The organism is Novosphingobium sp. IK01 (assembly GCF_033242265.1).
GTDB classification, from domain to species: Bacteria; Pseudomonadota; Alphaproteobacteria; order Sphingomonadales; family Sphingomonadaceae; genus Novosphingobium; species Novosphingobium pituita.
This window is the reverse complement of the sequence record NZ_BTFW01000003.1, coordinates 1-22,531: the sequence shown is the minus strand read 5'-3', so window position 1 is coordinate 22,531 and position 22,531 is coordinate 1. Positions and strand designations below refer to the sequence as shown.

The window sequence follows — 22,531 nt, the reverse complement described above, 5'->3', positions numbered from 1 at the left end:
GGGCGGAATCCTACGCTAAGGATTTAGGCCAGCGATATTCGCCGGTTAGGTTGATGTGTTCCCATCCCAGTGGCGAGACATGGGCGAGGAGATCAGGCGGGACGACGATGCCGTCCACGGCGCGGCTGTCGACAACCTCCCCGAGTTTCATGGTGTTCCAGAAGATGATGATGGCGGCGAGCAGGTTCATGCCGGCGATGCGATAATGCTGCCCTTCGCCGGATCGGTCCCGGATTTCACCTCTGCGGTGGAAGCTGATGGCGCGCTTGAGGGCATGATGGGCCTCGCCCTTGTTGAGACCGATCTGAGCCTGGCGCTGGAGGCCGGCATCGAGAATCCAGTCGATCATGAACAGGGTGCGCTCGATGCGGCCGACCTCGCGCAATGCCAGGGCCAGTTCATTCTGACGCGGGTAAGAGGCGAGTTTGCGAAGAATCTGGCTGGGGGCGACGATCCCCGCTGCGATCGTCGCCGTGACGCGCAGGATGTCGGGCCAGTTGCGCTCGATGAGCGGTTCATTGATCTTGCCGCCGACCAGCGCTCGCACATTGGCGGGGGTTGCATTCGGCGTAAAGGCATAGAGCCTTTTCTGAGGGAGATCGCGGATACGGGGTGCGAACCTGTAGCCCAGCAAGGCGCAGGCGGCGAACACATGATCGGTGAAACCGCCCGTGTCGGCAAAATGCTGGCGAACGCGGCGGCCCGCGTCATTCATGAGCAGCCCGTCCAGGATATAGGGAGCCTCGCTGACCGTTGCCGGGATCACCTGGGTTGCGAACGGCGCATATTGATCGGACACATGGCTGTATCCCTTGAGGCCCGGGACGTTGCCATATTTCGCGTTGATCAGATTCATCGCCTCGCCCTGCTCGGTAGCAAGGAAGAACTGCCCGTCGCTGGATGCCGATTGCCCTTGTCCCCAGAAGGCGGCCATGGGCAGGGCGGCGTGGGCCTCCACGATCATGGCGAGCGCCCGATCATAGGCGCTGCCCTCGACATGCCAGCGCGCGATCCGCAGCAATTCCCAGAAGCTGTGCGTGTTGGTCGCCGCCGCCATCTTACGCAAACCGAGATTGACGCCTTCCGCCAGCAACACGTTCATCAGGCCGATTCGGTCGCTGCAGGGCGCGCCGGTGCGCAGATGCGTGAACGCCTCGGAAAATCCGGTTCGCTCATCAACTTCCAGCAACAGATCGGTGATCCTCGCGGGCGGGAGCTGTTGATAGAGATCGAGCACGAGATCCTCGGCCCCTTCGGGCGTGTCGGCCTTCAGCTTGTCGATGTGAAGCTTGCCGTTCTCGATGATGCCGCCTGGGATCGTGCCGGTTCGCGCCGCGCGGCCAAGCTCCTTCAGCCGTGTATCCAGTTGAGCCCTGCGCTCGGCCAGCCATTCACCGGGCCGTAGCGGCACGGCAAGCCGCGCGGTCTGCTCTATCGCCTGTGGCGGGACCAGAATCTGCTTGAGGTCGCCATAGCGGCGCGATCCCGGCAGCCATATGTCGCCCGACCGGAAGGCGTCGCGTATGTGGAACAGCACCGCGATTTCCCAAAGCCGGTAGTCGCCGGCGGGCTCAGCGCGAAGATGGCGATGCCATTTGGAGTTGGGACGCAGAAAATCCATCGGAGGATCGGCCTTGATCCCGCTCCGCAGCAGCGCGACAGCCGTCAGAAGAGGCTTGGCGATCGGCGCCGCCTGCATGTCGAGCAGGCGCAGCATCCTTGGCGCGTAGAGGCGGAAGCGGTGATAGCCGTCCAGCACACGGCTGAGCGGGTCGGCCGCGAGCACGTTGGTCAGCGCGGAGGCCGTGGCGACAAGGGTTCTGAACCGTTCCCAGCCAGGCCCGGTGGCGATTATCCCGTCCAGGGCCGCGCCATCGTCCAGCGCTCCAAGCAAAGCACCACCGATTTCGGCAAACGACTTCAGCGTGTCCCGAACGGCCGCCTTTTCATCGGCGATCCTGGTGCTGCAAAGGCGTTCGGAGGCCCTATAGAGACGGCCTACGATGCGATCGTGGGTCTCCACGATGACATCGGCCAGCGATGACCGCCATTCCAGGGTGCAGACAGCGAGGATCGCAAGCCGCCTGTCTTCGTGCAGATCACGCATGCCGTCGGCGTAATAGCGCTCGCCCTGCCGGCGAAGCCGGGTCACACGTGAGAACACCGGGAATAAAAGGGGCCACGGATCGGCCGGTAGCACCGGATTAAAAATGGGCCAGTCCTGCTAGACCCCTGCTTTTGTGCGGGGGTGGAGGATGAAGAGAGTGGAGCTTTATCAGAAGGTCCGCCGCGCCGTGCTGATTGACGGGATGAGCCGTCGCGCTGCTGCCCGGTATTTTGGGATCAACCGCAAGACCGTAGACAAGATGCTGTGCTTCCCGGAACCGGGGGCGCATGGCCGGAGTGGGCAAACCTACAGCCGCAAGCTGGCGGAATATACCGAGATCATCGACCAGATCCTGGTGGATGACCGCAAGGTGCACAGCAAGCAGCGACACACTGCCGCCCGCATTTTCGAGCGTTTGCGCGATGAGCATGGTTTCACCGGTGGCATCACCATTGTCCGCGATTATGTGGCGGGGGCCAAGCTGCGCAGCCGCGAGGTGTTCATACCCCTGAGCCACAAGCCGGGGCACGCACAGGTAGATTTCGGCGAGGCGGACGGGATCATCGACGGCAAGCTGGTGCGGTTCCACTATTTCTGCATGGATCTGCCGCACAGCGATGCGCCGTTCATCAAGGCCTATCCTGCCGAGGTGGCCGAGGCCTTTTGTGAAGGACATGTGGCCGCCTTCGCCTTCTTTGGCGGCGTCCCGCAGTCGATCCTGTATGATAACACCAAGCTTGCGGTGGCGCAGATCCTGGGCGACGGGACGCGCGAGCGCAGCCGGATGTTCGCCACGCTGCAAAGCCATTACCTGTTTGCGGACAAGTTTGGCCGCCCGGGAAAGGGCAATGACAAAGGCAAGGTTGAGGGGCTGGTCGGCTACTCCCGGCGCCATTTCATGGTGCCAAGGCCGGAGGCGCCCAGCTTTGATGCGCTGAACGCGCGCTTCCTCGAACAATGCGTGGAGCGCAGGCAGGCCATCTTGCGTGGGCATGAGCACAGCATCGGGGACAGGCTGGTGGCTGATCTGACGGCCTTCATGCCACTGCCTACGGTGCCATTTGATCCCTGCCATATGGTGACGGGGCGGGCCTCGTCGATGGCGCTGGTGCGCTATCGCACTAATGATTACTCGGTGCCAACGGCCTATGCCCACCAAGAGGTTGTGATCAAAGGCTATGTCGACCGGGTTTCCATCATCTGCGGCGGGGAGCAGATCGCGGTGCACCCGCGCAGTTATGAGCGTGAGGACTTCATCGCCAACCCGCTGCATTATCTGGCGCTGTTGGAGCAAAAGCCGCGTGCCCTTGATCAGGCGGCGCCGCTCGATGGCTGGGTGCTGGCCGAACCGATGCATCGCATTCGCCGGTTGATGGAGGCCCGCAGTGGCAAGGAAGGACGGCGCGAGTTCATCCAGGTGCTGCGGCTATGCGAGCGCTTTGAGCAACCCTTGGTGGAATGGGCGGTGGAACTGGCGCGCGGAGAATGGATCGAGCGGCAGCGCAATGTCATTGCGCTGGGCCCCAGCGGTACCGGCAAGACCCACACCGCCCTCGCGCTGGGACTGGCCGCTTGCCAGAAGGGGCACAGCGTGGCCTTCACCACCGCTGCGGCGCTGGTCCATGACTTGATGGAGGCGCGCGACGAACGGCGACTGCGCAGCCTGCAAAAGCATCTGGCCTCGGTGAAACTGCTGATCCTCGACGAGCTGGGCTATGTGCCCTTCACCGCAGTGGGCGGTGAATTGCTGTTCGAGGTGCTCAGCCAGCGGTATGAACGCGGCAGCACGCTGATCACCAGCAATCTGCCCTTCGATGAATGGACATCGGTGTTCGGGTCCGAGCGCTTGACTGGCGCCCTGCTCGACCGCCTGACCCACCACGTGCACATCCTCGAGATGAATGGTGACAGCTTCCGCCTCACCAGCAGCCGCAAGCGCCAGAAGGACAAGGGGGAGGCAAAATGATCTGACAAAAGGCGGCCATCGGCAGCGGGAAATCGGCTTCCGCTCCGCTACAGCCGCTTCCCCGCTGCCGATGCTGTCCAGCCTCAACCATGGGGCTTTTTATTCAACCCAACTGGCCCCTTTTTAAACCGGTGCCTGGCCCGTTTTTATCCCGGTGTTGACAGCGCGCAAGGACTATGAGGATCGCCGGCGCCGGCAGTTCGAGGGCACCGCGCGCGCAAAGGTCAGGGGCCTGTACAAGGGGCGCCCCGAAAACAAGAAGCGCAATGCGGCCATCGCCACGATGCTTCGTCACGGGCGCAGCTGGCGCGAGGTGATGGATGCCACCGGATGCAGCCGCACCCTTCTCGCCAGGATCGCGCGCACGCTGAAATCCGAAGAGCAGGATGCCCTGCCCGCCCCGCCCGGCGATCACGTGCCCGCCGGCCAGGCTCTCTCCGCGATCTGGCAGCCGCTGCCTCTGACGCAGGCGGAGCATGAGGTGATCGAGGGCGCCCGTGATCGCCCCCCGGCAGACCCGATGCGCTTTGACGAATGATCGCGCCCGCGCCATAGACTACCAATATTGTAGACATTTATCGCGATATGTGCTGCTTCGTCCGCACACAACGGCCAGAAGACGCCGCACGGCCAGCGGCGTCGGCAGAACCGGAGATGATGCCTTGAAAATCGAAACCCTTGCCGTCCATGCTGGCTACAAGCCCGATCCCACCACCCGCGCCGTCGCGGTGCCGATCTACCAGACCGCGTCCTATGCCTTCGACAATGCGCAGCATGGCGCCGATCTGTTCGATCTGAAGGTGGCGGGCAATATCTATACCCGCATCATGAACCCGACGCAGGATGTGCTCGAACAGCGCGTCGCCGCGCTCGAAGGCGGCATTGCCGCGCTGGCGCTGGCATCGGGCATGGCGGCCATCACCGCGGCGATCCAGACGCTTGCCGAGGCAGGCGACAATATTGTCTCGTCCACCACGCTCTATGGCGGCACGTACAATCTTTTTGCCCATACGCTGCCCCAACAGGGCATCGAGGTCCGCTTTGCCGATCCGCGCGATCCAGGGGCCTTTGCCGCGCTGATCGACGGGCGGACCAAGGCGGTGTTCTGTGAAAGCGTGGGCAATCCGCTGGGCAACATCACCGATTTCGAGGCGCTGGCCGCGCTGGCCCATGCCCACGGGGTGCCGCTGGTGGTCGATAACACCGTGCCCAGCCCCTATCTGTGCCGACCGTTTGAGCATGGGGCCGACATTGTCGTGCATTCCCTGACCAAATACCTGGGCGGGCACGGAAATTCCGTGGGCGGCACGATTGTGGACTCTGGCCGGTTCCCCTGGGCCACGCACAAGGACCGCTTTCCCCGGCTGAACCAGCCCGATCCCTCCTATCAGGGCGTGGTCTATACCCAGGCCCTGGGGGCGGCGGCCTTCATCGGGCGGGCGCGGGTGGTTTCGCTGCGCAACATGGGTGCAGCAATTTCGCCGATGAACGCCTTCCTGATCCTGCAAGGGATCGAGACCCTCGCCTTGCGGATGGACCGCATTTGCGACAATGCCCTGGCAATCGCCCACATGTTGCAGGCCCATCCCAAGGTCGCCTCGGTAAACTATGCCGGCCTGCCCGATCACCCCGATCACGGGCTGGTGGGCAAGTATCTGTCGGGCAAGGCCAGCGGGATCGTCTCGTTCGACCTGAAAGCCGATGAGCCCGATCCGCGCGCGGCGGGCGCACGCTTCCTCGATGCGCTGCAACTGTTCACCCGCCTGGTGAATATCGGCGATGCCAAGTCGCTGGCCACGCACCCCGCCTCGACCACGCACCGCCAGCTGAACGCCGAAGAACTGGCCAGCACCGGGGTTTCCGAAGGCATGGTGCGGCTCTCGGTGGGGATCGAGCATCTCGACGACCTGTCCGCCGACCTCGAACAGGCGCTCGCAGCGGTCTGAAACGCTTGCCCCGCCCGGCTGTCAGCCTTTCGGGCCCTGACAGCCGGGCGGGCGGGCGGTCAATTGGTGGCGCTGACCGACCATGTTGCGCTGGTGATGGTATCATGGCGCGTGATCTGCGCGGTCATCGCGTCCATGTCTGCCGGGTTGGCGGTCGTGGGCACGAGAATGGCCGCCAGTTCGACTTGCGCGTCCCTGTCGGACAGGGTCTCGATTTCCCGGATGGGATAGTGGTGCATTCCCAGCACTTCGAACAGCAGGTCGCGCGCCTGCGAGACGTTTGCCGCCGGGCACACCACATGCACGCGATAGAGCGCCTCGGTCTCGCCGGGGTTTATCGGGCGGCGGTTGATGGCATCGACGAGCGGGCGCAGCAAGGTGTTGCCCGCCAGCACGAAGATCGCCACCAGCACGGCCTCGGCGGGCTTGCGCGCACCGGCAAAGGCGCCGACCGCCGCGCTGGCCCACAAGGTGGCCGCCGTGTTGAGCCCGCGCACGTGGGTTCCCTCTTTCATGATGACCCCGGCCCCCAGAAAGCCGATGCCCGAAACCACCGAGGAAATGACCCGGATTCCCCCGTCCGCGCCCGCCATCCGCAAGCCCAGATCGGCAAAGGCCGCCGCCCCCACCGCAACCAGCACATTGGTCCGCAGGCCTGCGGTGCGCTGGCGCCATTGCCGTTCGAGCCCGATCAGCATCCCCAGCACGAAGGCGGTGGCAAGACAGATGAAACTGGTGAGCCATCCCACCAGATCGACATCGAAAAGCGCCGCGACAGTCGAGGGATCGGGAAGGGCATGGGCAGGCATCGTCATGCCCGCCCGGTAGCCGTCCGCTCGCCAATTGTGAACACGCAAGTGCAGGCAGGGACCACCGGAAACGCGCCTTTCTACAGACTTGCCCATCCAGATGGTAGACCCGCGCGCAGGACAGCATAGAATGCCCCCATGGTATTCTTTTCCCTCAAGACCCGTGCCACCGGGTTCGTTTCGCTCGCCCTGGCGGCCATGCCCGGCACCGCGATGGCCGCCTCGCATATCGAAGTGCTCGTCGGAGGGGCCTTGCGGCAGACGGAAGACGATGGCGCCGCCCGCAGCGAAACCGGGCGCGACAGCGTCATCGTCGACCTGCGCCTGCTCAACACCGGCGAGCAGGCCGACAGCATCATCCTGCCCGACCGGATCGAAGCGCGCGTCGCCGACAGCGACGGGCCCCATACCGTCATGCTCGTGCGGGCCGATACCGCAGGCTCCACGCTGGCCATCGCCGCGCACCAGTTTGCCGCCGCGCGCTATCGCCTCTCGGGGCATGAGGCCAAGGTTGGGGCCATGCTCACCATCCCGGCCTGGTCCACGCAGACGGTGCTGATCGAAGCGCCGGCCGCCCTGCCGGTGGCGCCGCCCACCCGGTTGGCCGGGAACGAGCCCCCCCTCCCGGAGCAAACCACGGCCCTTGCGCAAGCTGCCGCCCCCGCCCCCTCAACCGATGTGCTGCCCGTCTCCGAACCGGCCCGGCAGCCCGCGCCGCCGCCCACCGACGAGAGGGTCGGCAATGCCTTTCTCGACAATCTGTCCGTCTATCAGCCGATCTATGCGGTCTATGGTCCGGGCACCGATGCGCGCTTGCAGATCAGCTTCAAGTACAAGCTGTTCGGATCGAGCGCGGTGGGCAAGGGCCCTGCCGACTGGCGCCAGGGCCTGCATTTTGCCTATACCCAGCGGATGTTGTGGGACTTGAGCGCCGCGTCCTCGCCGTTCCACAACATCGATTTCCAGCCCGAGCTGATCTATATCACGCCCTCGTTCGTGCTGAACAACGGCATCGCGCTGGGCGGGCAGGTTGGCCTGCGCCACGAATCGAATGGCCGCGACGGCACCGCCTCGCGCAGCATCAACAGCTTCTATCTGGCGCCCATGGCCGCGATTCCCCTGGGCAGCGGCTACCGGATGACCGTCTCGCCGCGCGTCTCGGTCTATATCGGCGACAAGTCCGACAACCCGGACATCATCCGCTATCGCGGCAATGCCGGGCTGTTCTGGGAAATCGGCAAGGACGACGGCCTGCGCCTGTCGACCACGGCGCGGCTCAACTTCGCCACGGGCAAGGGCGCGTTCAACGCCGACGTGTCCTATCCCCTCCCCCGCCTGCTGGGCGGCGGGCCGGACTTCTACCTCTATCTGCAAACCTTCACCGGCTATGGCGAGAACCTGCTCGACTACAACCGCTATACCTCGCGCGTGCGTATCGGTCTGGCGCTGGTCCGGTAGGGCAGGCCTTGCGCCCATATGGCGGACAGTGTCCGCCCTTTTTGCACGCAAACCGCCGGTTTTGCCGATAGAGGGGGAATTGCGCCCCTTGTCCGGGTATGTTAGCCGTTATGGCGCAAAAACCACGAACTGTGCCTGATCGGGAGCCTTTTGCCGGACATGCTTTCTGCCCAGACTCTCGACGCCATGATCGTGGCCTGCGAAAACGCCAAGAGCGTGCTGCGCCGCGCGGCCATTGATCCGTCCGAGCGCAAGACGCTCAATATCACGCTGTCTGCCGCCGTGGCCGCCGCTTATCTCGACCGCACGCCCGAAGGGCTGGCCAAAGCCGAGGCGCGCGGGCGCCTGCCCGCCCCCAAGGTCGCGTCCAACGGGCGGCGGTTCTATACCGTGGCCGACATGATCGCGATTCGCGAGGCGCTGGGCATTCGCCCCGGCAAGGCCGACGACGAACGCGCGGTCGTCGTCGCGGTCCAGAACTTCAAGGGCGGGGTCAGCAAGTCGACCACCGCCAAGCATCTGGCCGATTACCTCGGCCTGCGCGGCTATCGCGTGCTGGTGGTCGATTGCGATCCGCAGGCCTCGATGTCGGTCATGTTCGACATCAACCTTGAGGAACTGATCGACGAGACGCACACGCTCTCCAATTTCCTGTCGCCCCAGATGGACGACGCCGACAGCTTCGCCAAGACCATCCGCCACACCGCCTGGCCCAATATCGACATCTGCCCGGCCAACCTCGGCCTTCAGGATACCGAGTGGGAACTGACCGCGACGATCGAGGACGGGCCGAGCGCGATTGCCGACGCCTTCCGCAAGTTGCGCTTTGGCCTTGAGGAAGTGCGCGGGGATTACGACGTGATCATCCTCGATCCGCCGCCCGCCATGGGCTTCCTCGGCGTCAATACGCTGACGGCAGCCGACGGGCTGCTGATCCCGGTGCCCGCCCGCCAGCTCGATTACCTCTCGACCATCCACTTCATGCAGACCTGCCGCGAGGCGCTCGAACTGATCAGCAAGTTCGATCCCACCATCGACTATGGCTTTATCCGCGTGGTCTGCACGATGTTCCAGCCCAACCGGACCAACGAAGCGCAAATGTTCCAGGTGATGGAAAAGACCTATGCCGGGCAGATGATCAAGACCCCGATCCTGCTGTCCGAAGAGATCAAGAACGCCGGCGTGCTGATGTCCTCGATCTACGAGGTCAACAAGCCCTATGGCTCGCACCAGACCTTCACCCGCTGCCGCGACAACCTCAACACCGTGTTTGCCGAAGTCGAGCGCGAGATCTGCAAGCAGTGGCCCTCGCGCCTCGCCCAGATCGGCACCGACAAGCTGACGGAGGCGCTCTGACCATGGCCCCTCCCCCCAAAGGCAAGCGCCGCAGCCTGCTGGCCGATGCCATCGAAAGCCTCGGCAGCCCGGCCACGCCCGACGCGCTCCCGCCCGAAAGCCCCGAAGCCGCGCCCCAGACCGCGCCCCTCGACGAGGACAGCGCGCCCACGCACCCCTCGTTCCTCGCCCGCCGCGCGCAGTCGCTGGGCGAGGTCAGCCGCACCGTCAAGCGCCCGACGATCCGCCTTGCCCCGTCCGAATGCACGATCTGGCCGGGCAATGCGCGCGACTATGCCGACCTCACGTTCGAGCGCTGCGAAAGCCTGATCGCCTCGATCCAGGAAGAAGGCCGCAACCGCGAAGCGGTCGTCGTGCGCCGCACGCCCGATGGCCCGGCGCCCTACGAACTGATCGTGGGCACGCGGCGGCACTGGTCGGTCTCGTGGCTGCATGCCAACCACCATTCGCAGATCGAACTGATCGCGCGGATCGAAACCCTCGACGACGAAGGCGCCTTCCGCCTTGCCGACATCGAGAACCGCGAGCGCGAGGACGTGACCGACCTCGAACGCGCGCGCAACTATCTCCACGCGGTCGAGGCCTATTACGGGGGCGTGCGCGCGCGCATGGCCCAGCGCCTCGCCATGCCGCAGACCACGCTCTACAATTTCCTGCGTCTGGGCGAATTGTCGGACACGGTGATTGCCGCGTTCCCGTCGAAAGCGGCGGTCAAGGCGGTCCACGCCAACCGCCTCGCCCCCCATGCCAAGGGCGATCTCGAACAGGCCCGGATCGAGGCCGAGGCCGAGGCCATCGCCCGCGAGCAGGCCGCCTTGCGCGCCAATGGCGACAAGCCGATCGAGGCGGCCAAAGTCTGCGACCGGCTGATCCGCGCCGCCAAAGGCAGCGCCCCTGCCGCGCCCCGCAAGAAGGCCGACAAGGGCGGGGCCACACTGTTCACCAACAGTGGCGAGCCTTTGGGCCAGATCGTGAAGAACAGCGCGAAAAGCGGGCTGACGCTCACCATCAACCCGGCCTCGCCGCTCGACGTGGAGACGATTCTGGAGGCCTTGCGCCCGGCCATCATGGCCGCGAAATTCGCCAAAAACATGTGAATTTTTCAATATTTTCAATAACTTGAATGCATTTTACCAACCTTGGTAATTCGGTCCGTCAGTCCATCATGAGCAAGCCCCGCGAGATCACCATCGATCAGGACCTGTTCCTGCCGCAAATTGCCACGCTGCCCTTGCGGGACCAGCGCGACACGATGGAGCGCCCGTTTTTCTCGCTCCACAAGCGCAAGCGGACCAAGCCGATCGACTATGTCAGCCCGGACGGCAAAGTCTCGGTCCATGTCACCGGCAACCCGGAATATGGGATCGCCACGATCTACGATCTCGACGTGCTGATCTACTGCGCCTCGATGCTGGTCGAATACAAGCGGCGCGGGGTCAACGACATTCCCCAGACCCTCGCGGTCGTCCCCTACGACATGCTCAAGGTCTTGCGGCGCGACACCGGCGGCGGCGAATACCAGAACCTGGCCAATGCCCTCGCCCGCTTGCAATCGACGACCGTGCGCACCAACCTGCACAGCGTGGGCCGCCGCGAAACGACGTTCTCGTGGCTCGACAGCTTTACCCAGGTCATCGACGCCAAGGGCCGCATCCGCGGCATGCGGATCACGCTGGCCAAGTGGTTCTACGACAGCGTGCTGATGGACGGCGGCGTGCTGGCCATCGACCCCGATTATTTCGACATCTCCGGCGGCCTCTCGCGCTGGCTCTACCGCGTCGCGCGCAAGCACGCCGGGGGCAATGGCGCACAGGGCTTCACCATCTCGATGCCCACGCTGTATGAAAAGTCGGGCTCGGAATCCCCCTATCGCCGTTTCAAGTTCGAGATCCAGAAGCTGGCGCGCGAAAATGTCCTGCCCGGCTATGGGCTCGAAGTGATCCCCCACGAAGGCCGCGAACCCTCGCTGCGGATGACCCGCCGCGCGCAACCGGTGCCCGCCGAAGAGGCCGCCCCGGCTCCCTTTCCTGCCCCTGCCCCTTCTGGCCGCCGCAAACCTGCCGCATCCCCTCCCCCCGCCGGGCCCACCTCCGCCGGGCCGGATCGGGTGGCCTTCCCCGATTCCGGCCATATCGGCTACACCGCCTTCGGGGCACTCGCGCGGGCCAACCTGCCACACCCCCAGCGCGATCTGGGCCTTGTCGGGGCCGACTTCCGGCACTTCCTCGCCAAGCGCCAGATCCCGGCCGATGCGCTCAACATCGAACAGATCTTCGCCACCTTCTGCGCCCGCCAGACCGCCGCGAGTTGAGAAAGCAGCACACGCGGCGTTCCTGAAACCCCGAGTTCAATCGCGCGTTGCACCAAACCGGATGCTTTTCGTGTTCCTGAAACCCCGTGCGATTGAACATCGCCCATCGCCCGCCATGGCCGCGCGACAGCAGCGCATGCCGGGCGCCGCGTCCCTCCGCAAAACGCACCAGCCTGTCCCGAACGCCCCGGAAATCGGCCAGAGCCACCCGCGCAAGCCACCCATTTCCCACACTTCGGCCCCCGGCCTGCCCGCCCGGACCAATCGGGCGGCCCAGCCCCTCCCGGCCGCCTTGCCCCCCTGCCCCTGCTTGCAGAAGGGCATCGCGCCGAACGCGCCAAAAGCCGCATTCGGGTCTTCAGGAACGCAGGGGCGGGGTTTCAGGAACGCCGGTCACGGGGTTTCAGGAACGGACTCTCGGGGTTTGGGGAACACCGTACCCGTGCAAACCGCCGCATTTCCGCCGAGTCACGATGCTTGTCCACAAGGGCTAACTCTTTAATTAGAACTTAACTCCCTAAAAGGGCCTGCGGCCTTTCCTGTTTTTTTTGGGGGTGAATATCCGGTCCATGCCGCACCGATGGGGCAAGGACTGCCTTCACAGCGCTCCCGACCAGCGGAAATGGGCCGATTCCCGCCGGAAATGGCACAAGCAGGCTTTGTAAATGATTGTAAAGCAAGCCCTTCAAAAGCACTGGACCCGCCAGATAGGGAAAGGTATCGCCCCGCAGATTACCTGACGCATCAAAGCCGCAACCCTGATGGCTTGTCCTTCCACGGTCCTTGTGGAAGCGCGCCGATGTGCAGAAAAGCGCGCGAACGATGGAGACGCGGGACATTATGGCGGTTTTTCGTTCCAAGCCTGTGCTGAACAAGCTTGTCTGGGCTCTGGCCACGCTGGTCCTGCTGGTGGGCGCCTATGCGCTGGCCGGGTTCTATCTCGTGCCCCACCTCGTGCGGACACAGGGTACGCAGTGGGTGAAGGACAACCTGCACAAGACCCTCTCGCTTGGCGAAATCCGCTTCAATCCGTTCACTTTCGAAGCCGATATCGACGGCATCGCCCTGCCCGACCGGCCATCCGCGCACAAAGCCGCGCCGATGGTGGCCATCAGGCATTTCCACCTCGCCTTTTCGGTGCGCTCGCTGTTCGGCCCGGCCTATCGCCTGCGCGAACTGCGGATCGACCGGCCCGAGGTCAATGCAGTGCTGCGGCCTGACGGCACGCTCAACCTTGCCGATCTCGTTCCGCCCGCCTCGCCCGATTCCAACGGCCCTGCGCCCGCCTTCCGCATCGACAGGCTGACCATCAACCAGGGCCGCGCCGGGTTCGTCGATCTGGGGCTGGCCAACCACCCCGAGCAGGTTCTGGCCCCGCTCACGTTCACCCTCAACGATTTCGAGACCGCACGGGGGAAGGGGGGCGCCTTCACGCTCCATGCACGCAGCGACAACGACGAGGAACTGGCCTGGAAGGGCACGGTCTCGCTCGCCCCGCTCGGCTCGCGCGGCACGCTGGCGATCACCCGGTTGCAAGCCCGTACGGTGCAGGACTTCCTCGGTGGCTATCTGCCGCTCACGCTCAAGGGTGGCGCGGCCAGTTTCCGGGGGGCTTACGCGCTGACCTATGCCAAGGGCGCGGTGCGCCTGTCCGCGCAAGTGCCGGACGTGACCTTCGAGAAGATCGCCTTTGCGGGCAAGCCCACGCTGTTCAACGGTCTGGTGACGATCGACCGCGCCCGGACCGCGATCCCCGCGCTCGAATATCGCAGCGCCAATCCGGGCGGGGCCATGGGCTTTCAGGCCACCGTTCCCGGCCTGAACCTTTCGGGCATCGGCATTGCGCCCCCATCAGGCAGCCCGATCCGGCTGCCCGAAGTGGACGTGGCCGATGCCCGCTTCGATTATGCCGCGCACAGCCTTCAGGTGGGCAGCCTGACCATCGACCGGCCCTCGCTGGCCCTGCGGCGCGAGGCCAGCGGGGCCATCGACCTGATGCGGATGATGCCCAGGGCCAGTGCCCCGGCGGACCCGCAAGCCCCCGCCTGGAATGTCGAACTGGGATCGGCCCGCGTGAGCGAGGCCCGCATCGGGTTCGAGGACCGCACGGTCTCGCCCGCCGCGCGGTACGAAGTGGCCCCCGCCACGCTCACCGCCAGCACGCTGGGCACCGACCTTGCAAGGCCGATCACCCTTGCCTTCAATGCGCGCCTCTCGGCGCCGGGAAAGGGGCAGGCGGCCAGCATCGGGGGCGAGGGGGCCTATGTGCCTGCAAGCGGGCAGGTGGACATGGCGGTCAAGCTGGGCAACCTGACCCTGGCCCTGATCCGGCCCTATCTGCCCCATCTGGACGGGCTCGATCTGCGTTCGGTCACGCTGGGCGGGGCAGGGCGGGTGAAACTGACCACGGCGCAGATGGAAAACGCGCGTTTTCAAGGGGATGCGAGCATTGACGACCTGTCCGTCGTCGAAACGGCCACCAACAATCCCTTCGTGGCGTGGCGCCGCTTTGCGCTTGCGGGCATCGACTATGCGCCCGGCAGCGTGACGGTGGCGCGCGGCCATCTGGTGGGGCCGCTGGGCCGGGTGGAAATCCTGCCCGACGGGGTGTTCAACTTCACCGCGCTGTCCACCGGGGACAAGTCGGCCCAGACGGTGGCCCAGCCCGGCCAGACCGCTCCGTCAGGCCAGCCCGCGCCCGCACCCGCTGCGGCCAAGGTGGCCATAGCGGCCCCGGCCGCTTCGACCACGGCGGCCCCGGCTTTCCGGGTGAAGATGAACCGCCTCGATGTCGAAGGCGGGACGATGGGTTTTGCCGACTATTCGATCCAGCCCAATTTCGAGGTTCAGGTCGACAATCTGCACGGCTCGCTGGGCAACATCTCCAATGCGCCGGGCGCGGTCGCGCAGATCGATCTGGGCGGCTATGTCGGCGACCGGTTCTCGCCCGCGACGATCAAGGGGTCGATGGACCCGTTCGGCTATGACCGCCAGACCGACATGCATGCTTCGTTCCGAAACATCGAACTGCCCGTGCTCAACCCCTATTCGGGGCGCTATGCGGGCTATGCGATCGCGCGGGGCAAGCTTACGGCGGAATTTGCCTATCGCATCGAGAACCGCGCGCTCGATGCCCAGCACCATGTCGTGATCGACCAGCTCAAATGGGGCAGCGCCACCCAGAGCAAGGACAAGGTGCCGCTGCCCGTCCGGCTTGCGACCTCGCTGCTCAAGGACAAGAACGGGGTGATCAAGCTCGACGTGCCGGTGACCGGTTCGCTCGACGATCCCAAGTTCCGCATCGGGCCGATCATCTGGCAGATCATCGGCAATGTCATCGAAAAGGCGATCACCGCGCCCTTCCGCCTGCTGGGTTCGATCTTCAGCGGCGCGGAAAAGGCCCGCTATGTCGATTTCGCGCTCGGCTCGGCCGATCTGCCCGAAGGGGCGGGGGCGGCCCTGTCGTCGCTGTCCAAGGCCTTGCAGGACCGCGAGGATCTGCGTCTGGTCATCCCCGCCGGGATGGGCACCAAGGCCGATGCGATCGCCATGGCCGACAAGCGGATCAATGCCGCGCTGATGGCCAAGGAGGCCAAGAGCGGGGCTGCGGCCGATGTCGCAACGCTCAAGCCGAACGACCTGCTCGACCGGCTCAGGACGCTCTACCGGGTCAAGCTGGGCAAGAAGCCGGTTCCCCCTGCCTTCGACAAGACCGCCCCCGCGCCCGATGGCGCGGCCAAGGGCCCGAGTGAGGGCGAGCGGCGCAAGCTGGCTGAAATCGACTGGCTGCGCACCGCGTTGCGGCAGGCTTGGCTGCCTTCGGACGCCGAACTGGCGAAGCTGGGCGCGGCGCGGGCGACGGCGGTGCGCGATGCGCTGCTGACCGGCAGCACGATCGCGCCCGAGCGGGTCTTCATGGCCACTGACCTTGCGGTGAGCGACGGGCAGGGCACCTCGCGGGTCGAACTCAAGCTGGAGTGAGGGGGCTGGCTTGAAATGGCGTGCCGCGCCTCATATAATGCCCCTTGGAAAGGGCATATGGTGAGGCGTTATGGCATCGGCATTTCTCTCTGACGTGGCGGGGCAGGCCGGGCCGCTCTCGCCCGACGTGCTCTCGGGCCGGTTGCGGATCACCAAGACCGAACTGGCCAGCGCGCTCGGCCTCTCGCGCGACAGCGTTTCGAAGCAGAGCCGCGTGGCCTCGCCCGCGACGCAAAAGCGGCTGCGCGATGTGGTGGAGATCATCAACCGGGTGCTGCCTTGGGCGGGCTCCGAACTGGCGGCCTTTGCCTGGTATCGCTCGCAGGCCCTGCCTTCGTTCGGCGATCTGACCGCGCAAGACCTCGTCCATGCCGGGCGGGGCGAGGCGGTGAAGCGCTATCTGAGCCGGATTGCCGAGGGCGGATTTGCCTGACCGTGGCGCCTGAATATCTGCCGTTTCTTCATCTGCGCACGACGGTCTTTCGCGGGCATCATCCGCGCTGGGCTTTCGATCCGCTTTCGGGCGAAGGGGCGAGCCGCCATGGCGGCCGCTTCAACCAGCCCGGACGGCCCGCGCTCTATACCGCGTTGCGGATGGAAACGGCCTGGCTCGAAGCGCAGCAGGGTTTTGCCTTCAAGGCGCAACCGTTGACACTGTGCAGTTATCATATCGATTGCAGCGGCATTCTCGACCTGACCGCCCCCGCCACGCTGGCGGCCCTTGGCGTGGGCCCGGCGGATTTGTCCTGCGCGTGGGAGGATCTGGCCGATCGCGGGATTGCCCCGCCCAGCTGGCTTCTGGCCGAGCGGCTGATCGGGCAGGGCGCGGCGGGCATCGTGGTGCCCAGCTTCGCCTTTCGCGCGGGGGCGGAGGATCGCAACCTCGTGCTGTGGCGCTGGGGCGCGGACCTGCCGCACCGCATCACGGTGGTAGACGACCATGCCCGCCTGCCGCGCGACGACAGGTCGTGGCGGTAGGGCTGGTTTATCCTTCCACCACGGCAAGGCGGCTCGTGCCCCGGCCCGTGGGGGTAATCTCGATCTTGGCGGCGATGCGTTCCTTCAGCTCCTCGACATGGCTGATCACGCCCACGCGGCGGCCACTGGCCTGAAGCTGGTCGAGCAGGGCGAGCGCCTGCCCCAGACTGACCGGATCGAGCGCGCCAAAGCCCTCGTCGATGAACAGGCTTTCGATCCTGACCCCGCGCGTGGTCGACATTTCGGCCAGCCCCAGCGCGAGCGCAAGGCTGACCATAAAGCGCTCGCCGCCCGAGAGGTTGTGAATGCCGCGCACTTGCCCGGCCATGTCGTTGTCGATCACCTGAATGACCATGTCGCCGCCGCGCCCGCGTTCGAGCTGGTAGCGCGGCTTGAGTTCGGCAAGGCGGGTATTGGCGTGTTCGAGCAGGCGGTCGAGGGTCAGCCCTTGCGCATATTTGCGGAAAATCCGGCCTTCGCGGTCGCCGATCAGGCTGCCGAGCTGGAGGGCGAGGCGCGCCTTGTCCTCGGTGGCGGCATAGTCCTTGTGGAGGGCGGCGGTGCGTTCGCGCACGTCGTCGTCGCGGCGCAGGACAAGGCGCGCCTCGTCGAGCGCCTGTGCGGCAAGGGCGAGTGCGGCGGCTTGCGCTTCGAGCGCGCGGGCGAGGCCATCGGGGCCGGATTGGAGGGCTTGGGCGAGCGCTTCGGCCAGCGCGGGGCCTTCGGCGGCCTCGAAGGCGGCCAGATCGTTTTCGCGCTGGGTGGCGACGGCGCGGGCCTCTGAAAGGGCGGTGTCGAGCGCGCGCAGGGCGTCCTCCTCGCGGTCGAGGGCCTCGCGCCCGGCGGCGGCCACGCGGGCGACGGTTTCGGGGGGGAGTTCGGTTTGGCCCAGGGCGTCCTCGAAGCGGGCGCGGGCGGCGGTGTGGGCGTCGCGTGCCCCGGTCAGGCGTTTTTCAGCCTCTTCGGCGCGGGTGCGGGCGGCGGCGAGATCCTGCAAGGCCTGTGCCTGCGCGGCTTGCGCGGCCTGACGGGCGCTGGCGAGGCGCTGGTCCTCGCCCGCCAGATCGGCTTCGATTTTGGCGGCAAGGGCGCCTGCGAAGGCGGTGCCTTCGAACAGGGCGGCATTGTCGGTGCGCAAGCCGGCAAGGCGGGTGTCCGCTTCGGCATGGGCGCGCGCGGCCTCGCGCGCGGCGTCCTGCGCGCGCTGGTCGTCGAGGCGGGCCTGCGCGAGGGCCTCGGCGAGGGCGGGCAGCGCCTGTTCGAGGCTGGCGCGGGTTTTGGCCCGGTCGCGCCAGTCCTGCGCCTGCCCGGCCAGCCAGCCTTGCGGATCGGGCAGGGCCTGCCAGTCGATGAGGGGGGCCAGCAGGTGGGACAGGTCGGCGGCCAAGCGGTCTTGCTGGGCGCGGGTCTGGGCCTGCTCGCTGGCCGTGGCCTGATGCGCGGCGCTTTGGTCGCGCAAGGTCTGCTCGGCTGCTGCCAGCGCGGCATCGGCCCGATCGAGCGCGGCGCGCGCGGCGTCCTGTTGCTGGCGCAAGCTGGCCAGCATGCGTTGCGCGGCCAGACCGGCGTCGATTTCGGCCTGGTTGGCCTTGCTCAGGGCAGCGAGGGCAGGCCCGCGCGCCTCGGGCTGGGCATCGGGGAGATCGGCCCGTGCGGCGCTGGCGCGGGCTTCGTCCTCGCGCGCTTCGCCTTGCGCGTGCAGGGCGGCGCAAGTCCGGGCGAGGGCCTCGTGGGCGGCGCGGGCCTCGCGCAGGGTCTCGTCGAGATCGGCGGCCTGCCGGGTCTTGGCGGCGATGTCGGCGGTCAGGGCATCGTGGCGGTCCTGAAGGGCGCGGGCCTCGTCGCGCGCGGCGACGAGATTGTCGCCGAGCAGGGCCTGCAAGGCATCGGTGGGATGCTCCCGCGCACCGCAGACCGGGCAGGGCTCGCCATCGTGGAGCGCCGCGCGCATGATCTGCGCGGCCTGATCGGAGGCTTGCGCGGCGCGTTCATGGCGCGCGCGGGCGGCGTCGAGGGCGGGGGCAAGGGCGGTGCGTTCGGCCTCGTGGGCGGCGATCTGCGTGGCGAGGGTCTGGCGCTGGGCCTCGCGCGTGGCGAGCGTTTGGGCGTCGCGGGCAAGGGTTTGCGCGCGCTCGTCGGCCTGCTGCCGGGCGGTCCGGGCGGCGGCATCGGCCAGCAAGGCGGCGGCGAGGGCTTGGGCGCGGGTGGTGAGGGCGGCGAGGTGTTCGGCGCCGAGGTGTCCGGTGTTGGCGGCCTGTGCCTGCGCCAGCGCGGTCCGGGCCGTGGTGTGCCGGTCTTCGGCCTTGCGCCGGGCCTTTTGCGCGGCGTCGCGGGCCTCTTGCGCGGCTTCGACCGCTTGCGCCAGCGCGCTGAGGCGGGCGTCCTGTTCGCCGATCCGGGCCCGGGCCGCGTCGTGGCTGGTCAGCAGGGCCGCGATCTCGCTTTCGCGCTCGGCCAGCGGGCGCAGGGCGGCCCTGGCGTCCTGCCATGCCTTGACCGCGTTCAGGCGCGTGGTGGCCTCGTCGTGGCCGGTCTGGCTGGTGGCGAGGGTCTGCGCGCTCTGGCGGGCGGCCCTGGCGCTGTCGCGGCGGCGGGTGTCGAGGGTTTCGGCCTGCCCGGCGGCTTGCGCGATCTGCTCTTCGAGCAGGCGGGCCTTGTCGATCCGGGGTTTGAGCGTTTGGGCGTGGAGGGTCTGGGCGTCGTGGTCCGCGCGGGCCTCGTTGTGGCGGGTTTCGCTGGCCGTGGCGCGGCTTTCGGTTTCGGCAAGGGCATGGGCGGCGGCCTGCCGGGCGTCTGTGGCGCGGGTTTGCGCTTCCGCCTCCTCGCGGCAGCGGCTGTAGAGCGGTTCGAGGGTGAGCGCCTGCCGGTCGCGGGCGAGCGCAGCGCGCCGGGGGAGGGCCCCGGCGATGGCCGCTTGCGCGTCGGTGCAGGCCTCTTGCGCGCGCCGGGCGGCCTGGGCGAGGCGGTCGCGCGTGGCGAGCAGGGCCTGCCGGTCTTCGAGGGCCTTGAGGCCGGTCTGGCAGGCGTGGTGATGGTCGCGCGCGGCGTCGAAACAGGCTTGCGCGGCTTCGCGCGCGTCAGGGGTGAGGCCTTCGAGCGCGGTGATCTTGGCGGTGATCGCGTCGAGCTTTTCGGTCCACGCGCGCTTGTCCTCGAAAGCCTTGCGGCCCAGCGCCGAATAGATGTGCGAGCCGGTGAGCTTTTCGAGGAGGGCGGCGCGTTCGTCGGCGTCGGCGCGGATCAGCGCCTCGAAATCGCCCTGCGCGAGCAGGACCGCGCGGGTGAACTGCTCGGCGCTCAGGCCGATGACCTGCCCGATGGCCTGTTTCGTCTGGGTATTCTTGCCGCCGAGGTTTTCGGGGCGGTCGGTCCGCTCGAATGTATGGGTATGGTTCTGGATCGCCCCGTCCGGCTTGCCGCGCGCGCGCCGCACGGCCCAGCGCGCGCGATAGGTGGCGCCATCGGGCATTCTGAAATCGATTTCGGCATAACCTTCGCCGCTGCCGTGGCGCAGGATCGCGCGCGGGTCGCCGGCGGAAAGCCCGTCTTCATCACCCCCGCGCCCTTCACCCACACGGGTCCGGGCCGGGGCCGCGCGCAGGCGCGGGATTTCGGCAAAGAGCGCGAGACACACCGCATCGAGCAGGGTCGATTTGCCCGCGCCCGTGGGCCCGGTGATCGCGAACAGGCCCGAGGCGGCCAAGGGGCCGCTGTCGAGATCGACCGCAAATTCCCCCTCAAGGCTGGCAAGGTTGCAGCCGCGAATGGCCTGGATACGCATCAGCGCGGCTTCTGCGTGGTCTGGGTGTCGATCATCAGGCGGGCAAAGGCCTGCGCGAGGTCTTCGGGCGGGGCTTCGCCCTCGTGCTGGTCGGCATAGAGCCGGGCGAAGACGGCGGCGGGGTCGAGATCGTCGAGGTCGACCGGCTCTGCGCCGGTTTCCAGTTGGTCGCCCTGTGCCACGAAATGGCGCCGCAGCCGCACGAGCCGCAAGGGCCGGTCGGCCAGCGCGGCCAGCACTTTCTGGTGCAGCAGCGGTTCGGGGCCGGTGACGGCCACGCTCACCTCGATGAACGGCCATTGGGCGGGGGGCAGATCGGCGTCGAGGTCGAGCGCGCCGATGGCCGCCACCGCCGCGTCGAGCGGCAGCGGGCCGAGGCTGTGAAAGACGACCGGGCGCGGGATCGGCAGCAGCTCGACCGTGCAGGACGGGGGCGTTTCGGGCTCGCCAGCGGCAAGGCGCACCAGCGCGACCGAATGGCGATAGTCGCGCTCGGCCATCGAGAGCGGGAACGGCGAACCGGCATAGCGGATGGTCGTGGGGCCGGTGATCGCCTGCGCGCGGTGGAGATGGCCCAGCGCGACATAGGCCGCGCGCGCATCGAACAGGGTGGGGGCCTGTGCTTCCTCGCCGCCCACGACGATCCGCCGCTCCGACATTTCGGAGACCGCGCCGCCCGCCACATGGAGATGTCCGGTCACCACCAGCGGCAGATCGCCCGCCCGCGCAAGGCCGGCATCCTGTACGGCGGCATAGAGCGTTTCGAGGCTTTCGCGCCCGAGATCGACCGGGCGGCAGAACGGCACGGCAGCCAGCCATGCCGCGATGGCGCCATCGCTGTTGGTCAGGGGGATCAGCGTTTTTTCCGGATCGGGCGCGCCGTCCGTGCGCGGCCCATTGGTTCTGGGCATGGCCCCCGCGAAATGGACGCGGCCCGTGCCCAGCAGCGCGCCGGGCAGGTCGATCCGCATCGCGCTGTCGTGGTTGCCGCCCAGAATCACGATGTCGAGGGCGGGATAGGCCGCGCAGAGCCGGTGCAGGAACCCATAGAGCCGCGCCATGGCCGAGACCGGCGGATTGGCCACGTCGTAGATGTCGCCGGTGACGACCAGCGCATCGACCCCGTGTTCGCCGATGACCGCATGGAGCCAGTCGAGAAAGTGGCGATGCTCCTCCTCGCGCGGGTGGCCGTTGAGCTCGTGGCCCAGATGCCAGTCGGACGTGTGCAGGAGGGTGAGGGGAGACATACCGGACATGGAAACAATCAGCCTGAAATTCAGCCGCAAACGGGCCTTATCCGGCCCCCATGCCATCCTGTGCGCGGCTTGTCTCCCCCGTGGTGTCGGCGCAGAAATGGTGATGGAGCGCGGCCATCACGTCGCGCGTGGCGGGGTGGTCGATGGCATACCAGAGCGTGCGGTGGTCGCGGCGGACTTTCACGATCCGCTCGTCCTTCAGCCGGGCCAGATGCTGGGACATCGAGGTCGGGGCCATGCCGGTGGCCGCGATCAGGTCGGCCACGCGGCGTTCGCCCTCGTTCAGGCAGCACAGGATCATCAGCCGCTGCGGGCTGGCCAGCCCCTTGAGGAAGGCGGCGGCCACGGGCGCGCTCCGGGCCAGTTCGTCGTCGGTGGGGGCTGGGATGGGGGCTTTACAATTCACGCCTTTCTCATATCATGAAAATGTGAATTGACAATATGCCCGCATCGAGGAGAGAGCAAATGGCCAAGGACTACCGCGCGATCACCGCTGATATTTCGGCCTACACGGCCCAGCTTCGCAAGGCCCAGCCCGAAGCGATGCAGGGGTTCTATGCCCTGGCCAAGGGGGCCAGCGCC

Annotated in this window: 13 protein-coding genes and 3 pseudogenes; 11 read left to right on the top strand and 5 right to left on the bottom strand. The window is 66.8% G+C overall.

Annotated features, from left to right (window positions below; genetic code table 11):
• Positions 1-10: 10 nt before the first annotated feature.
• Positions 11-2,155, bottom strand: a pseudogene (locus SBI20_RS16885) (Tn3 family transposase); the annotation flags it as partial.
• A 100-nt stretch (positions 2,156-2,255) separates the two neighbouring features.
• Here SBI20_RS16885 and istA point away from each other — a divergent pair.
• From istA to SBI20_RS16865, 4 genes and pseudogenes are all read left to right on the top strand, one after another.
• Positions 2,256-3,584, top strand: a pseudogene (istA, locus tag SBI20_RS16880) (IS21 family transposase); the annotation flags it as partial.
• Positions 3,573-4,073, top strand: a pseudogene (istB, locus tag SBI20_RS16875) (IS21-like element helper ATPase IstB); the annotation flags it as partial. The pseudogenes istA and istB, both read left to right, overlap by 12 nt.
• Positions 4,074-4,230: 157 nt before the next feature.
• Positions 4,231-4,611 carry a hypothetical protein gene (locus SBI20_RS16870; protein WP_317976258.1) on the top strand — a complete coding sequence of 127 codons (381 nt, stop codon included), beginning with the start codon at positions 4,231-4,233 and terminating at the stop codon, positions 4,609-4,611.
• Positions 4,612-4,735: 124 nt separating this feature from the next.
• Entirely contained in the window at positions 4,736-6,019 is a 1,284-nt protein-coding gene (locus tag SBI20_RS16865) for an O-acetylhomoserine aminocarboxypropyltransferase/cysteine synthase family protein (protein WP_317976257.1), read from the top strand.
• Positions 6,020-6,078: 59 nt separating this feature from the next.
• Here the strand turns inward: SBI20_RS16865 and SBI20_RS16860 are convergent, their stop codons facing one another.
• Complete coding sequence (locus SBI20_RS16860; RefSeq protein ID WP_317976256.1) at positions 6,079-6,834, bottom strand: MgtC/SapB family protein; 756 nt, start codon at positions 6,832-6,834, stop codon at positions 6,079-6,081.
• A gap of 132 nt (positions 6,835-6,966) precedes the next feature.
• Between SBI20_RS16860 and SBI20_RS16855 the strand changes: the two genes are divergently transcribed.
• The 7 genes from SBI20_RS16855 to SBI20_RS16825 all read left to right on the top strand — a co-directional run bounded on the left by SBI20_RS16855 (position 6,967) and on the right by SBI20_RS16825 (position 16,912).
• Positions 6,967-8,286, top strand: coding sequence for a phospholipase A (locus SBI20_RS16855; protein WP_317976255.1), 1,320 nt, complete (start codon positions 6,967-6,969; stop codon positions 8,284-8,286).
• A 159-nt stretch (positions 8,287-8,445) separates the two neighbouring features.
• Positions 8,446-9,642: an AAA family ATPase gene (locus SBI20_RS16850; protein ID WP_317976254.1), complete on the top strand. Its 1,197-nt coding sequence runs from the start codon at positions 8,446-8,448 to the stop codon at positions 9,640-9,642.
• A 2-nt stretch (positions 9,643-9,644) separates the two neighbouring features.
• Positions 9,645-10,739: a ParB/RepB/Spo0J family partition protein gene (locus SBI20_RS16845; protein ID WP_317976253.1), complete on the top strand. Its 1,095-nt coding sequence runs from the start codon at positions 9,645-9,647 to the stop codon at positions 10,737-10,739.
• Positions 10,740-10,807: 68 nt separating this feature from the next.
• Positions 10,808-11,953 carry a replication initiator protein A gene (locus SBI20_RS16840; protein WP_317976252.1) on the top strand — a complete coding sequence of 382 codons (1,146 nt, stop codon included), beginning with the start codon at positions 10,808-10,810 and terminating at the stop codon, positions 11,951-11,953.
• A gap of 840 nt (positions 11,954-12,793) precedes the next feature.
• On the top strand, positions 12,794-15,934 hold the full coding sequence (locus SBI20_RS16835) for a DUF748 domain-containing protein (RefSeq protein ID WP_317976251.1): 3,141 nt from the start codon (positions 12,794-12,796) through the stop codon (positions 15,932-15,934).
• 70 nt (positions 15,935-16,004) lie between these two features.
• Positions 16,005-16,367, top strand: a complete 363-nt coding sequence (locus SBI20_RS16830; RefSeq protein WP_317976250.1) for an XRE family transcriptional regulator — start codon at positions 16,005-16,007, stop codon at positions 16,365-16,367.
• Positions 16,368-16,369: 2 nt separating this feature from the next.
• Positions 16,370-16,912, top strand: coding sequence for an RES family NAD+ phosphorylase (locus tag SBI20_RS16825; protein WP_317976249.1), 543 nt, complete (start codon positions 16,370-16,372; stop codon positions 16,910-16,912).
• A gap of 7 nt (positions 16,913-16,919) precedes the next feature.
• On the opposite strand, the gene SBI20_RS16820 is transcribed toward SBI20_RS16825, so the two are convergent.
• The 3 genes from SBI20_RS16820 to SBI20_RS16810 are packed head-to-tail and all read right to left on the bottom strand — an operon-like array spanning position 16,920 to position 22,355.
• The gene (locus SBI20_RS16820) at positions 16,920-20,693 is read right to left on the bottom strand and encodes an AAA family ATPase (protein ID WP_317976248.1); all 3,774 of its coding nucleotides are present in this window, start codon (positions 20,691-20,693) and stop codon (positions 16,920-16,922) included.
• A complete protein-coding gene (locus SBI20_RS16815) occupies positions 20,693-21,949 on the bottom strand; it encodes an exonuclease SbcCD subunit D (protein ID WP_317976247.1) in 1,257 nt (418 codons plus the stop codon). The genes SBI20_RS16820 and SBI20_RS16815 overlap by 1 nt, the downstream gene beginning before the upstream one ends.
• Before the next feature lie 37 nt (positions 21,950-21,986).
• Positions 21,987-22,355, bottom strand: a complete 369-nt coding sequence (locus SBI20_RS16810; RefSeq protein ID WP_317976246.1) for an ArsR/SmtB family transcription factor — start codon at positions 22,353-22,355, stop codon at positions 21,987-21,989.
• Between the last annotated feature and the right edge of the window lie 176 nt (positions 22,356-22,531).

What these genes read in the sequence shown, in the direction of transcription:
- SBI20_RS16850 (WP_317976254.1), top strand. Translation starts at nt 8,446, where the DNA reads ATGCTTTCTGCCCAGACTCTCGACGCCATGATCGTGGCCTGCGAAAAC.
- SBI20_RS16835 (WP_317976251.1), top strand. Translation starts at nt 12,794, where the DNA reads ATGGCGGTTTTTCGTTCCAAGCCTGTGCTGAACAAGCTTGTCTGGGCT.
- SBI20_RS16815 (WP_317976247.1), bottom strand. Translation starts at nt 21,949, where the DNA reads ATGTCCGGTATGTCTCCCCTCACCCTCCTGCACACGTCCGACTGGCAT.
- SBI20_RS16840 (WP_317976252.1), top strand. Translation starts at nt 10,808, where the DNA reads ATGAGCAAGCCCCGCGAGATCACCATCGATCAGGACCTGTTCCTGCCG.
- SBI20_RS16845 (WP_317976253.1), top strand. Translation starts at nt 9,645, where the DNA reads ATGGCCCCTCCCCCCAAAGGCAAGCGCCGCAGCCTGCTGGCCGATGCC.
- SBI20_RS16860 (WP_317976256.1), bottom strand. Translation starts at nt 6,834, where the DNA reads ATGACGATGCCTGCCCATGCCCTTCCCGATCCCTCGACTGTCGCGGCG.
- SBI20_RS16855 (WP_317976255.1), top strand. Translation starts at nt 6,967, where the DNA reads ATGGTATTCTTTTCCCTCAAGACCCGTGCCACCGGGTTCGTTTCGCTC.
- SBI20_RS16820 (WP_317976248.1), bottom strand. Translation starts at nt 20,693, where the DNA reads ATGCGTATCCAGGCCATTCGCGGCTGCAACCTTGCCAGCCTTGAGGGG.
- SBI20_RS16830 (WP_317976250.1), top strand. Translation starts at nt 16,005, where the DNA reads ATGGCATCGGCATTTCTCTCTGACGTGGCGGGGCAGGCCGGGCCGCTC.